Origin of the sequence: Pseudomonas putida (assembly GCF_016406145.1) — a bacterium.
Lineage (GTDB): Bacteria > Pseudomonadota > Gammaproteobacteria > Pseudomonadales > Pseudomonadaceae > Aquipseudomonas > Aquipseudomonas putida_E.
Map to the genome: position 1 here is coordinate 2,139,523 of NZ_CP066306.1, position 12,854 is coordinate 2,152,376.

The 12,854-nt window shown below is 62.8% G+C and carries 15 protein-coding genes; 6 read left to right on the forward strand and 9 right to left on the reverse strand.

What is annotated here, in order from left to right; translation table 11 throughout:
- Positions 1 to 5: 5 nt before the first annotated feature.
- Entirely contained in the window at positions 6 to 1,292 is a 1,287-nt protein-coding gene (locus JET17_RS09730; protein WP_012313804.1) for a sensor histidine kinase, read from the reverse strand.
- On the reverse strand, positions 1,289 to 2,029 hold the full coding sequence (locus JET17_RS09735) for a response regulator (RefSeq protein WP_012313805.1): 741 nt from the start codon (positions 2,027 to 2,029) through the stop codon (positions 1,289 to 1,291). Before JET17_RS09735 ends, JET17_RS09730 begins: the two co-directional genes overlap by 4 nt.
- A 217-nt stretch (positions 2,030 to 2,246) precedes the next feature.
- Here JET17_RS09735 and JET17_RS09740 point away from each other — a divergent pair, with 217 nt between their 5' ends.
- A complete protein-coding gene (locus JET17_RS09740; RefSeq protein WP_042111311.1) occupies positions 2,247 to 2,522 on the forward strand; it encodes a DUF2790 domain-containing protein in 276 nt (91 codons plus the stop codon).
- Positions 2,512 to 3,048, forward strand: coding sequence for a thioredoxin family protein (locus JET17_RS09745; protein ID WP_190273320.1), 537 nt, complete (start codon positions 2,512 to 2,514; stop codon positions 3,046 to 3,048). The genes JET17_RS09740 and JET17_RS09745 overlap by 11 nt, the downstream gene beginning before the upstream one ends.
- A gap of 50 nt (positions 3,049 to 3,098) precedes the next feature.
- Here JET17_RS09745 and JET17_RS09750 read toward each other — a convergent pair whose 3' ends face one another.
- The 4 genes from JET17_RS09750 to JET17_RS09765 form a co-directional block, all read right to left on the reverse strand.
- Positions 3,099 to 3,947, reverse strand: a complete 849-nt coding sequence (locus tag JET17_RS09750) for a shikimate dehydrogenase (RefSeq protein WP_012313808.1) — start codon at positions 3,945 to 3,947, stop codon at positions 3,099 to 3,101.
- On the reverse strand, positions 3,944 to 4,393 hold the full coding sequence (gene aroQ, locus JET17_RS09755) for a type II 3-dehydroquinate dehydratase (RefSeq protein WP_042111314.1): 450 nt from the start codon (positions 4,391 to 4,393) through the stop codon (positions 3,944 to 3,946). Before aroQ ends, JET17_RS09750 begins: the two co-directional genes overlap by 4 nt.
- A gap of 185 nt (positions 4,394 to 4,578) precedes the next feature.
- Positions 4,579 to 5,916 carry an MFS transporter gene (locus JET17_RS09760; protein ID WP_012313810.1) on the reverse strand — a complete coding sequence of 446 codons (1,338 nt, stop codon included), beginning with the start codon at positions 5,914 to 5,916 and terminating at the stop codon, positions 4,579 to 4,581.
- Positions 5,917 to 6,109: 193 nt separating this feature from the next.
- Positions 6,110 to 6,793, reverse strand: a complete 684-nt coding sequence (locus JET17_RS09765) for a FadR/GntR family transcriptional regulator (RefSeq protein WP_012313811.1) — start codon at positions 6,791 to 6,793, stop codon at positions 6,110 to 6,112.
- A 278-nt stretch (positions 6,794 to 7,071) separates the two neighbouring features.
- Here JET17_RS09765 and JET17_RS09770 point away from each other — a divergent pair, with 278 nt between their 5' ends.
- The 4 genes from JET17_RS09770 to JET17_RS09785 are packed head-to-tail and all read left to right on the forward strand — an operon-like array spanning position 7,072 to position 9,914.
- Positions 7,072 to 7,857: a transporter substrate-binding domain-containing protein gene (locus JET17_RS09770; RefSeq protein ID WP_012313812.1), complete on the forward strand. Its 786-nt coding sequence runs from the start codon at positions 7,072 to 7,074 to the stop codon at positions 7,855 to 7,857.
- 22 nt (positions 7,858 to 7,879) lie between these two features.
- On the forward strand, positions 7,880 to 8,545 hold the full coding sequence (locus tag JET17_RS09775; RefSeq protein WP_012313813.1) for an amino acid ABC transporter permease: 666 nt from the start codon (positions 7,880 to 7,882) through the stop codon (positions 8,543 to 8,545).
- On the forward strand, positions 8,546 to 9,193 hold the full coding sequence (locus JET17_RS09780) for an amino acid ABC transporter permease (RefSeq protein WP_012313814.1): 648 nt from the start codon (positions 8,546 to 8,548) through the stop codon (positions 9,191 to 9,193). It abuts the gene before it with no gap.
- The gene (locus tag JET17_RS09785) at positions 9,180 to 9,914 is read left to right on the forward strand and encodes an amino acid ABC transporter ATP-binding protein (protein ID WP_012313815.1); all 735 of its coding nucleotides are present in this window, start codon (positions 9,180 to 9,182) and stop codon (positions 9,912 to 9,914) included. Before JET17_RS09780 ends, JET17_RS09785 begins: the two co-directional genes overlap by 14 nt.
- 21 nt (positions 9,915 to 9,935) lie before the next feature.
- Here the strand turns inward: JET17_RS09785 and JET17_RS09790 are convergent, their stop codons facing one another.
- The 3 genes from JET17_RS09790 to JET17_RS09800 form a co-directional block, all read right to left on the reverse strand.
- Positions 9,936 to 10,712 carry a ParA family protein gene (locus JET17_RS09790; RefSeq protein ID WP_012313816.1) on the reverse strand — a complete coding sequence of 259 codons (777 nt, stop codon included), beginning with the start codon at positions 10,710 to 10,712 and terminating at the stop codon, positions 9,936 to 9,938.
- A 124-nt stretch (positions 10,713 to 10,836) separates the two neighbouring features.
- Positions 10,837 to 11,181 carry a hypothetical protein gene (locus tag JET17_RS09795; RefSeq protein WP_012313817.1) on the reverse strand — a complete coding sequence of 115 codons (345 nt, stop codon included), beginning with the start codon at positions 11,179 to 11,181 and terminating at the stop codon, positions 10,837 to 10,839.
- 84 nt (positions 11,182 to 11,265) lie between these two features.
- Positions 11,266 to 12,849, reverse strand: coding sequence for a sensor domain-containing diguanylate cyclase (locus tag JET17_RS09800; RefSeq protein ID WP_012313818.1), 1,584 nt, complete (start codon positions 12,847 to 12,849; stop codon positions 11,266 to 11,268).
- Positions 12,850 to 12,854 lie beyond the last annotated feature (5 nt).

Below are 12,854 nucleotides of genomic sequence, written 5' to 3' on the forward strand. Positions count from 1 at the left end.
TTATTTCAGGCCAGTTCGATCTGAGCGCACAAACCGCCACTGTCGCGATTGCTCAGGGTCAGTCGACCACCCATGGCCTGGATCAACTGGTGGGCAATGGCCAGCCCCAGTCCGGTGCCGCCAGTGCTGCGATTGCGTGAACCCTCCACCCGGTAGAACGGCTTGAGCACTTCGTCCAGCTCGTCGCCGGGAATGCCAGGCCCGTTGTCGAGCACCCGGATCACGGTCATGCCACCCTCGCGACACACCTCAAGCTCCGCGGCGCCGGCAAACTTCAGGGCGTTGTCCACCAGGTTCACCAGCACTCGGCGAAGGGCATGGGGGCGGGTTTCCAGCAGGCTGCCAGTGCTGCCATGGCGCTGCACTTTGGCGCCGCTGTCCTGGTAGTCGAACACCAGGCTGTCGAGAAAGGCATCGAGGTTGACCCGGCACGGGGTTTCAGTGCTGGTATCCATGCTGCGGGCGTACGCTACGCCTTCGCGCACCAGGTGCTCCATCTCGCCCAGGTCGCTCCACAGCTTGTCCTTCTCGACCCCTTCGTCCATCACCTCGACACGCAGCTTCATACGTGTGATCGGCGTTTGCAGGTCGTGAGAGATCGCCGCCAGCAACTGCATGCGCTCCTTGAGGTGGGCGGCAATGCGCGCCTGCAGAGCGTTGAAGGCCACAGCGGCGTAGCGCACCTCTCGCGGGCCGCTTTCGTCCAGCTGTACGCCGGGCTTGTCCGGGTCCAGGTTGTCCACTGCGCGGGCCAGGCGGGTCAGAGGGCCTATGGCCAGGTGCACTGCCAACCAGGTGCACAGCAACAATACGGCCAGCTGGATCAGCAAAACCACGGGCAGCCAACGGGCCAACGGGACCGGCGATGGGGTGACGTCGATGGTCAGCGGTGCGCCGTCAGCCAGGTTCAGGTGTGCCTGGAAGTGGGCATTCGGGCCGGGGATATCCAGGAAGGTCAGGCGGTAGTCGCTACCGATGGCCTTGACGATCGAGTCGGCGGCCATGGGCGGGTCGTCGCTTGGCATCGCCGCACCCGTTACGCCAGCGTCCAGCCGATAGCGGTACGTGCGCCGCTCCAGGCGGGGCAGCCAGGCGGGGCGTTCAGCAGCGGGCAGGCGGTCGAGGATGGCCACCGAAGTGGCGACGTCCTGTTCCAGATTGCTGAGCATCATCGAGCGGCTGCTGATATAGCGCTCATAGGCCTGCAGGCTGAACGACAGCCCGTAGGCCAGCACCAATCCGGTGATGAAGATCAGTGCCAGGCGCGAGGCGAGGGTGCGCGGCCACTTCATGATGGCGACTCGAGCAATTGCACTGGCAGCGAGAACACATAACCTTCACTGCGCACTGTCTTGATGCAGCTGGGTTCGCGCGCGTCGTCGCCCAGGCGCTGGCGCAAGCGGCTGACCAGCAGGTCGATGGAGCGATCGAAGATATCGGCCTCGCGGCCCTGGGTCAGGTTGAGCAACTGCTCGCGGCTGAGCACCCGTTGTGGGTGGTCGAGGAACACGCGCAACAGGCGGTATTCGGCGCCACTGAGGGCCACCAGCGTGCCCTCGCGGTCGAGCAGGTGGCGCGCGGTTGTATCCAGACGCCACTGGCCGAAACCGATCAGGCGCCCGCTTTCGCTGATGGTCAGGTTGGGCGGCAACATGCGTGTGCGGCGCAGCACGGCATTGATGCGGGCCAGCAATTCGCGGGCTGAGAATGGCTTGGTCAGGTAATCGTCGGCGCCCATCTCCAGGCCGATGATGCGGTCAGTCTCGTCGTTGCGCGCGGTCAGCATCAGCACAGGCGTATTGCGGTGCTTGCCGGCGCGCAGTTCGCGGCACAGCAGCAGGCCGTCATCGCCCGGCATCATGATGTCGAGGACGATCAGGTCGACGCTGTTGGCTTCGAGGAAGGCGCGCATCTGCCGGCCATCGGCGACGATGCTGGTGCGCAGGCCATTCTTCTTGAGGTAGTTGCCGACCAGTTCGCGGATTTCGCGGTCGTCGTCGACGATCAGGATGTGATCGACATGTTCCATCGGTGGGGTCCTGTGCAAGGGGAATGGGCGCAGTGTACCGAGCAGGTATGAGCTTGCCTGCAGAGGTTTGTATTGCAGTGTATCTGGCCATGCAACAGATACAGCAGGAGGCAGGGCGCAGGGTCAGGCGACACATGCCTGATACCTGGCGAGCGTGAAATGGCTCTCACCGGGGAACACAACGCCCCACCCTCAGAAGATGCACAGGAGAGATGCCATGAACATGAAAACCCTCGCCAGCACCAGCCTGTTCGCCGCGCTCAGCTTCGGCGGCCTGGCTGCCCAGGCATCCACGCCGCCGATGGAGGACGCCAGCGTCATGCAGTACCGCTATGGCGACCGGCTTGATATCCAGAAAGTGCTGTCGGTGAAGGATGACCAGAGTGATGCCTGTGGCCTGGTCAACAGCCGCATGGATTACATCAACTCCCAGGGCCAGCGCCAGAGTGTGCAATACCGCACCTATGCCACGAGCGGTTGCCATGACAACTGAGCGCCGCATGCTGTTGAAAGTGGGCGGTGTGGCCATGGCGCTCTTCGGCCTGGGGCTGGCTGGCCATCTGGCGGCCCGCGACAGTTACGGGGCCATGCCATCGCTGTCCGGGGCCAGTCAGTGGCTCAACTCGCCAGCGCTGGATGCCACGCAACTCAAAGGCAAGGTAGTGCTGGTGGACTTCTGGACGTGGGACTGCATCAACTGCCAGCGCAGCCTGCCACATGTCAACGACTGGGCACGGCGGTACGCCGATCAGGGGCTGGTGGTGGTTGGTGTGCACACGCCGGAGTATGACTACGAGCATGATGTCAGTCAGTTGAAAAGCAAGGTGGCCCGCCTGGGGATCGCTTACCCGGTGGCGGTGGACAACGATCATCGGGTGTGGAATGCCTGGGGTAATCAGTTCTGGCCAGCGCACTACTTTGTCGATCGCCAGGGCCAAGTGCGGCATGTGCACTTTGGTGAAGGTGACTACGACGAGCAGGAGAGGGTGATAAAGGCGTTGCTGGATGAAAAAGGCTGAGGTGTTAGCCGTTCCTTTCGCGGGAAACCCGCCAAAGGAACGGTACTTGCTCAGATGAGGCTGGCGAAATGCGCCTGCATGCGCTCGGCATTGGCCTGGCGGCCACTGAACAGTTCGAACGCTTTCACCGCCTGGAACACGGCCATGTTGCTGCCATCCAGTGTCCGGCAGCCCAGTGCCCGTGCCGCGCGCAGCAGCTCGGTTTCCAGCGGGAAATAGATGATCTCCGCCACCCACAGCCGGGCATGCAGCAGCTCGACCGGCAGCGGCGTGCCCGGAAGTTTGGCCATGCCGACCGGCGTGGTGTTGACCAGCCCGTCCGCCTCGGCAATCTCAGCCGCCAAGTCTGTGCCCACAATGGCTCGATCTGCGCCGAAGTGGCCGTTGAGGTTGTCGACCAGTGCTTGTGCGCGCGCTGCGTCCACTTCGAACAGCACCAGCCGCTCGACCCCTTCGCCCAGCAACGCATGGGCCACTGCCGAGCCAGCACCGCCGGCACCCATCTGCACCACTTGCCGGCGCGCGACGTCGGGCAGGCCGCGACGCAAGCCCTCGGCGAAGCCCAGGCAGTCAGTGTTATGGCCCACACGCCTGCCGTCCTTGAGGACCACAGTGTTGACCGCACCGATACCCCTGGCCTCATCGGACAGTTCGTCGAGCAGTGGCAGGATCGCCTGCTTGAACGGGTAGGTGATATTGAGCCCGGTGAAGCCTGTGTGCTGGGCGGCTTCGAGCAATTGCGCCAAGGCGCTGTCGTCCAGCTGCAGTTGGTCGGCGTCAATCAAGCGATAGAGGTAGCGTAAGTCCTGCGCATCGCCTTCATGTTCATGCAGGGCAGGGGTGCGCGACAGCTGAATACCACGGCCGATCAGGCCGGCAAGGATGGCCGGCTGAGTCATGCTGCCTGCTCCTGGAACATTTCGGCGAAGTGCGCCAGAGCCATACGGTAGCCGTGGCTACCCAGACCGCAGATAACACCAACCGCGATCGACGAGACGAACGACAGGTGGCGGAACGGCTCGCGCTTGTGCACGTTTGAGAGGTGCACTTCGATCACAGGCAACTCGCTGGCGACCAGCGCGTCGCGGATGGCGACCGAGGTGTGGGTCCAGGCACCTGGGTTGATCACGATACCTGCGCAGCGACCACGGGCAGCGTGGATCCAGTCGATCAGATCGCCTTCGTGATTGGTCTGGCGAAATTCGATTTCCAGGTCGTGGGCCTGCGCGGTGTCTGCGCAGCTCTGAGCCAGGTCAGCAAGGGTTTCACGGCCGTACTGGGCAGGCTCGCGAGTACCCAGCATGTTCAAGTTGGGGCCGTTGAGCACAAGGATAAGGGGCTTCATGGCGGGCATCACTTTGTTGTTGTTGAATGCCCGTATGTTTGTACCACCTGGTTAGTTTCGTCAATTGGGTTAGGTGTCGCATCGTGGAAAGTGGGCGATTATCGGACTCGGAGCAAAGCGTTCTCAGCGCGCGTGCTCTTGAAGGCACCATTTGTTGTGAAAGGGCTGCAATGCAGCCCCACCTCTCAAACCGTGCTGGCGGCCTCGCGACCCACCTCACCCCCGGCTGTTTCCTCATGCAACGATATTCGCGATGTCTCCGGCAAAGCCAACCCACCCACCAGCGCCACCAGCGCGATGACCACCAGGTAGAACGCCGGCGCCAGGCTGCTGCCGGTCTGTCCGATCAGCCAGGTCGCCACCAGCGGTGCGGTGCCGCCAAACAGCGTATAGGCTACGTTGTAGGTAATCGCCGATGCGGTGTAGCGGGTGCGGGTCGGGAAACTCTCCGACAGCAACGCGGCGGTTACCACACCACTGCACAGTGCGCCCACCGCCAACAGGATGACCCCCATCAGCGCGGCCGTCACCGACCCGGAACTGGCCAACCAATAAGCCGGGAATACACACACCATTACCCACAGGCAGGTGAAACCAATGGTCTTGCGCCGCCCGACCCGGTCTGAGAACGCGCCGGCCAGCGGACAACCGATGGCAGCGAACAGCAGGGCCACGGTGGTCACCAGCAGCGACTGGGCGCGGGTCAGGTTGCCGACCATCTGCAGGTAGGTGGCGAAGTAAGTGGTGAACATGTAGAAGGACAACGCTGTAAGCGAGATGAAGGCACCCAGGTTGCGGATGGCCCGGCCATGGTTACGCAACGTGTCCTTGAGTGGCGAATGTTCATGGGTTTTGCCTTGAGCGATGGCCTCGCGAAATGCCGGGGTTTCCTCCATGCGCCAGCGCAGGTACAAGCCCACCAGGCCGAGCGGCGCAGCCACCAGGAACGGTATGCGCCAGCCCCAGGCTGCCATCGCTTCGGCCGACAGGCTTGCCTCAAGGCCGTAGGCGATCACCGCCGCGCAGGCGAAGGCAGAAAAGGTCGAAACGGGCACGAAGCTGCCGTAGAACGCGCGCTTGTTCTGCGGTGCGTGCTCCATGAGGTACGCGCAGGCACCGGCATATTCGCCGCCGGCAGAAAAGCCCTGCAAGCAGCGTGCAAGGGTCAGCAGGGCAGGGGCTGCAAGGCCGATGCTGGCGTAGGTCGGCAGCAGGCCGATCAGTGTGGTGGAGCCGGCCATCAGCAGGATGGTCAGTGACAGGATGCGTTTGCGTCCCAGCCGGTCACCCAGCGCCCCGAACACGATCCCGCCCAGTGGCCGCAAGGCGAAGGCCACGGCGAAAACGGCAAAGGTCTTCAGCAAGGCCACGCTGGCGTCGCCGCTGGCGAAGAACTGACTGGCAATAATCGTTGCGAGAAAGCCATAGACGGCAAAGTCGAACCATTCGACGAAGTTGCCGATGGCGGAGGCGGCGATGACCCGGCGCAGGGTGGCGGGGGATACCTCGTGAGATGCGGACATGTGGAAGCGCTCCGGTTTTCAAAGGCAGCCTGGCGGATTAGTGAAGCGGTCTGGCCGCGTCATCGTTGTTGTTGCAGGCAGTAAACCGGTGCGAGCGACAGGGCGCTTCTTCGAGGACGACGCCCAGATATCTGTTTTGACCGCGTGAGCCCCTTCGTGGCCACGCCGCCGTCAGTGCAGCAATTAGCGGGCGTTACACCGAAAAAACCACCCCGGTTCGCGAAGCCGCGTTGCGAATATGCTCCTGCATCGCCTTCTGCGCCGCCGACTGTGAGCGGCGAGCCAGGGCGCGCAGAATTTTGCGGTGTTCCTGCCAGGTTTCCATCGCCCGTTCCGGGCGGATGAAGGGCAGCTTCTGGCTTTCCAGGAAAATCTCCTGGCTGGCGGTGATCACCTGCAGCATGGCTTGGTTGCCGCAGGCTTGCAGCAATTGCTGGTGAAAGGCGAAATCCAGCCGTGCGGCGGCTTCGAAGCGGCCCGCGCGCAACTCCTGATGCATCGCCTCTACATTCACTTCCAGGCGATCGATGTCGTCCGCAGTCAGTGCCAGTGCCGCCTGCCCAGCGGCGAAACCCTCCAAGGCGTAACGCAGCTGGAAGGTGTCGCTTGCAGAGACCTGTTCGGCATAGGGCCAGGCAAATGCCGAAGGCGTTGGCGCTTGCACGAACACACCCTTGCCCGGCTGCACGCTCACCAATCCTAAAGCGCTTAGGGAGGAGAGCGCTTCTCGCAGAGAGGCTCTGCTGACCCCCAGCTGCTCGGCAAGGTCGCGCTGCGAGGGCAGGGCATCACCGGGCTGATAGCCGCCGTCTTCGATCAATTTGCGGATGCCTTGCAGGGCCTGTTCGGGGACGGCGCGGGGTAGGGTGTCGAGCATGCTGTTCAGACCGGTCGGAGGGCGATGACCTTGGCTTTTTACGGCCATTGTCAGGCGCTTGCAAGCATTGCTCCGCGCTGATGCAGGCAAATGCGGCCTTGCACAAAAGCGGGGCGTGACGGCGGCGGGGCGACTGGGCAGGCAGGCGACTGTTCAGACCAGTAAGACCGTTCAGCGCAGGGCATGCGCACGTAAAGCCAGTGCCAGCATGGACTTTGGCATGGCCCGTGCACTGGCCAGCCAGCACTCTTTTCCCTGGTTATCTGCGAGGCCACACCATGAAGACATTCCGCACCTTGTTCCTGGCCAGCCTGTTCTGCAGCAGCGCCCTCATGCTGCCAACCGCCCAGGCTGATGCCTTGGCCGACATCAGCGCCCGTGGCGTGCTCAAGGTGGCAGTGCCCCAGGACTTCCCACCCTTCGGCTCGGTCGGGCCAGACCTCAAGCCCCGTGGCCTGGACATCGACACTGCACAGCTTTTGGCAGACAAGCTGGGTGTGAAGCTGGCCCTGACCCCGGTAAACAGCACCAACCGCATACCGTTCCTCACCACAGGCAAGGTCGACCTGGTGATTTCCAGCCTGGGCAAGAACCCGGAGCGTGCGGCGGTGATCGATTTCTCCCGCCCTTATGCGCCTTTCTACCTGGCCGTATTCGGCCCGGCCGAGGTGGACATCGCGGGGATCGACGCAGTCGCTGGCAAGACCATCAGCGTCACCCGTGGCTCGATCGAGGACATGGAACTGAGCGCCGTAGCGCCGAAGGGGGCGGTGATCAAGCGCTTTGAAGACAACAACTCGACCATCGCCGCCTACCTCTCTGGCCAGGTCGAACTGATCGCCAGCGGCAGCGTGGTGATGGCCGCCATTGCCCAGAAGAACCCGGCCAAGGTGCCGGTAGTCAAGGTCAAGCTCAAGGACTCGCCTGTCTATGTGGGCCTGGCCAAGAACGAGCCGGCGCTGCTGGACAAAGTCAATGCCACGCTTGAAGCCGCCAAGGCCGACGGTAGCCTTAACCGCAATGCCGAAAAATGGCTGAAGCAGCCGCTGCCGGCCGACCTCTGAGCTGTACCCGGAGCCTGTCACCATGGCCTATGAATTCGACTTCGCCCCCGTGCTGGCCCAGGCCCCCCTATTGCTCAAGGGCGCCTGGTTCACCCTGCAGCTGACGGTGGTCGGCACCTTGCTGGGCGTGGCCATCGGCGTGCTCGGCGCGGGGGTTCGCGCCTGGCGTGTGCGCCCATTCGACATGCTGTTTGGTCTGTATGTGGAGCTGATCCGTAACACGCCCTTCATCGTCCAGCTGTTCTTCATCTTCTTCGGCCTGCCGGCGCTGGGCATTCGCCTGACCGAGTGGCAGGCAGCGGTGCTGGCTATGGTGATCAACCTGGGTGCCTACTCCACCGAGATCATCAGGGCGGGTATTCAGGCCATTCCCAAGGGCCAGCTGGAAGCTGCTGCAGCCCTGGCCATGAGCCGCTTCGAGGCGTTCCGTCATGTGGTGTTGCAGCCTGCCCTGGCCAAGGTATGGCCGGCACTGACGAGCCAGATCGTGATCGTCATGCTCGGCTCGGCGGTGTGTTCGCAAATCGCCACCGAGGAACTGTCGTTCGCCGCCAACTTCATCCAGTCGCGCAATTTCCGTGCATTTGAAACCTACCTGCTGACCACCGTGCTGTACCTGGTCATGGCCATCGCCTTGCGTCAATTGCTGGCATGGTTGGGGCAGCGCTTGCTGATGGGGAGACGCTGAATGGACTTCACCTTCTGGGACATCCTGCGCAACCTGCTGATCGGTCTGCAATGGACCTTGCTGTTGTCGCTGGTGGCCTTCTTCTTTGGTGGCCTGGCCGGGCTGCTGGTGCTGGTCGCACGCATTGCTCAATGGCCGTGGCTGCGTGGCCTGGCGCGGGGCTACATCGAGCTGTTTCAAGGCACGCCATTGCTGATGCAACTGTTCATGGTGTTTTTCGGCATTGCCTTGTTCGGCCTGGATGTGTCTGCCTGGATGGCGGCTGCCATTGCCCTGACCCTGTTCACCAGTGCGTTCCTTGCCGAGATCTGGCGCGGCTGTGTCGAGTCCATTCCAAACGGCCAGTGGGAGGCGTCCGGCAGCCTGGCACTGAGCCGCATGGAGCAGCTGCGCCATGTGATCCTGCCACAGGCGTTGCGCATTGCCGTAGCACCGACCGTGGGCTTTTCGGTGCAGGTGGTCAAAGGCACGGCGGTCACGTCGATCATCGGCTTCACCGAGTTGACCAAGACCGGCGGCATGCTGGCCAACGCCACCTTCGAGCCGTTCATGGTCTATGGGCTGGTCGCGCTGGGCTATTTCATCCTCTGTTACCCGCTCTCGCTGAGCGCCCGTTATCTGGAAAGGAGGCTGCATGCCCCTGCTTAGAGTGTCCGCGCTGCACAAATACTACGGCGACAACCATGTGCTCAAGGGCGTCGACCTGAGCATCGAAGAGGGCGAGGTGGTAGCGATCATCGGCCGCAGCGGCTCGGGCAAAAGTACCTTGTTGCGCACGCTCAATGGCCTGGAGTCGATCAGCGATGGCGTGATCGAGGTGGACGGTGAATACCTCGATGCCGGCCGCGCTGACCTGCGTTCCCTGCGTCAGAAAGTGGGCATGGTGTTCCAGCAGTTCAACCTGTTCCCGCACCTGAGCGTGGGCGAGAACGTGATGCTCGCGCCCCAGGTGGTGAAGAAGGCCAGCAGGGCCCAGGCGCGCCAACTGGCTGAACAGATGCTGGCGCGGGTGGGCCTGGCGGAAAAATTCGATGCCTACCCCGACCGGCTTTCCGGTGGCCAGCAACAGCGGGTGGCGATCGCGAGGGCGCTGGCCATGTCGCCCAAGGTGCTGCTGTGCGACGAGATCACCTCGGCGCTCGACCCCGAACTGGTCAACGAGGTGTTGGGCGTGGTGCGCCAGCTGGCCAGTGAAGGCATGACCCTGATCATGGTCACCCATGAGATGCGCTTTGCCCGCGAAGTGGGCGATAAACTGGTGTTCATGCACCATGGCAAGGTGCATGAAGTGGGTAACCCGCGAGAAGTCTTTGCGGCACCGAAAACGGCCGAACTGGCCAATTTCATAGGCTCAGTGGTATCGGCCTGAGCCTGTATCGGTCGGTGCAGCTCAGGCAGCCCGCTCCAGCGCATCGAGCAGGTCGACGAACTCCATCGCCAGTTTGTGCCGTGGCGCCAGGTGTACCAGCGGTACCGACGCCAGGTGTGACTCTCGCATCTTGATCGAACTGCTCAAGTACACCGGCAGCACGGGCATGCCCTCGCTGCGCAGTTGATCAACCAGCCTCTGGTGCAACGCTGTGCGCCCGGCGAACTGGTTGACCACAACGCCTTCCACTTGCAGCGCCGGGTTGTGGTCCAGGCGCAGCTCCTCGACTTCGGCCATGACACTGTGCAGCGCCTGGCGCGAGAAGCTGTCGCAATCGAACGGGATCAACAGGCGCTCAGCTGCTACCAAAGCGCTGAAGGTATAGAAGTTGAGCGCAGGCGGGGTGTCGATGTAGATCCGTTCGTAGTCCTCGCCCAGCTCCACCAACAGCTTGCGCAGCTTGTTGATCTTGAACTTGCTTTCAAGCTTGCTCTGCAAGTCGCTGAGGTCTGGGCTGGCGGTCACCAGATGCAGGTTGCGGTAGCGGGTTTCAGTGATGGCCACGCGGTGCTTTTTGCCGGCAGCGGTGACGGGCGACAGCGTCTGGCGAAAAAAGTCGGCGATGCCGGCGGGGATGGCGTCGTTGGTGAGGCCAGTGAGGTAGTAGGTGGCGTTGGCCTGCGGGTCGAGGTCCACCAGCAACGTGCGATAACCCTCGGCGGCACTGGCGGCGGCAAGGTTGCAGGCGATGCTTGACTTGCCCACGCCACCTTTCTGATTGAAAACCACACGACGCATTTAGACGCTCATCCATGAAGAAGGTAAATGTCAGGTTGGGGTCAATCCTATGACCAATACACGACAGTTTTATGACAATACTTGTTACATTCGGTCCAGATAACCCGCCCGTGGGGGGATTTGCTCAGCCGCCACTACCCGACCCACCGCTACTACCACCAGTACCACCACTGCCGCCGCTACCACTTTCCGAGCCCGAAGCCCCACCGGAGCCCCCTGAGCCATTGCTGCCCGAGCCCTTGGTAGTTCCATCTCCCCCGGTATTGTCAGTATCATTGCTACCCGTTCCGCTGCCGGTGGCATCGGCAGGCACACCCGACCCCGTCGCACCGCCCTTGTCGCCTGCCATCGTGCCGGAGCCGGGGGGCGAGTTACCGTTGTCGTTCATGTCGGTCGCCGCCAGAGCGACGGATGTGCCGGCGCCCAGGCAAAGGGCGAGCAACAGCGCATGATGGGTAATCCGCTTCATGGGGATCTCCTGTTGGATTGATTACCCAATCTTCGGCTGGTTGGCCGGCTGCAAGGTGCCGTGCAACCGACGGATGGCCGCCAGTCAATGCCTGCCAGCTTCGCTGCACACCCTATTTCGCCCTTCGCGCTTGGCCCGGTATAACGCGCTATCCGCCTGGCTGAGCGCTGCACCCGGCTCGCGTTCCTGCTCGGCCTGCCAATGTGCCACCCCCAGTGAGATGGTCACCGCGCCTACCGGTTCTATCGCGGTGTCCTGCACCATCACGCGCAGCCGCTGCGCGACCGCCGTCGCGACCGCCTCACTGGCCCCAGGCAGCAGCATAAGGAACTCCTCCCCACCGGTCCGGCACAGCAGGTCACCTTCACGGCAACAGCCACGCATGATTGCCGCCAAGCGCTGCAGCACCTGGTCCCCGACATCATGCCCATGCCCATCATTGATCCGCTTGAAGTGGTCGATATCCAGCACGATGACTGAAAATGCGCGGCCTTCGGCCTCCAGCAGCGACAGCTTGAATTCCAGGCTGCGGCGGTTGCCCAGGCCGGTGAGCGGATCGGTCTGGGCATCGCGGTTGAGCCGGCCGATGCGCTCTTGCAGCAGATTCAGGCCGAACAGCATGGCCCGTTTGAGTTCGGCGGCCTCGAAGTACCAGGCGTGTACCCTGTGCAGCCGTTCGGCGGTGCCGGTGCGGTCCATGGTGCGGGCACCGGCGGCCAGTTGCCAAAGTGGCCTGGCGATGGTCAACGCCAGCCACCACAGCAGCAGGCTGCCCACCAGTGCCAGGGGGGCCGAGATGCCCATGACCGTGAGAATCAGATGACTCAACGGCGCCACCGTTTGCGCCAGCGGTTGTTGCGCGACCACGCCCCAACCGGTACTGGGCACTGTGGCGAAGCCCGCCAGCATGGCTACCCCTTGGCTGTTGATGACCTGCCGCGTGCCGTGCTGCAGTTCTTTCAGCTGGTCGATCAGGGTATTGCCCTCGACCACGCTGCCTACCCGTTCGGCATTGGGGTGATAGAGCAGGCGGCGGTTGCGATCGACTACATAGAGGTAGGAGCCGTCCTTGTAGAAATGCTTGCCCAGCAGGCTGTTGAGTATGTTGCGTTCGCGCAGGTAGAGGCTGCCGCCGACATAGCCCAGGTAGCGGCCGTTGGCATCGAAGATCGGCTGCGAAAGCGCCACCACCAGGTTGTTGGCCGCCGACAGGTAAGGCGTCGACACCAAGGGCCGGCGTTCGCGCAATGCCTCTTCAGTACCGGGCGTCTGTACCTTGCGGCCAAGGTAATGACGCAGCGCAGCGGGTGAAATCGCCCTCACGATACCTTCGGCATCGACCACGAAGGTGGAGTTGAAGGCCATGCTCTGGCGCAGCAACCGTGTGGTTTCTGCTTCCAGCGCCGCACCGTCGGCCAGTTGCCGCCCCTGCACACTGGCGCTGAATGACAGCTGTTGCAAGGCAGTCGCGATGAAGGTTTCGGTGATTGCCGCCAGCTTCGCCGCATATACCCGGTTGGCTTCCAGGGCGTTATCGATGAGCAACTGGCGCTGCACCCGGTAGCTGGCGAAGTAGCTGGCACAGAGCATCACCAGGGCGGTGAGTGTGCAAAGGATGAGGATCAGCGTGCGCAAGTCCAGGCGCAGTCCATGCTTGGCGTGTGGCAATCCAG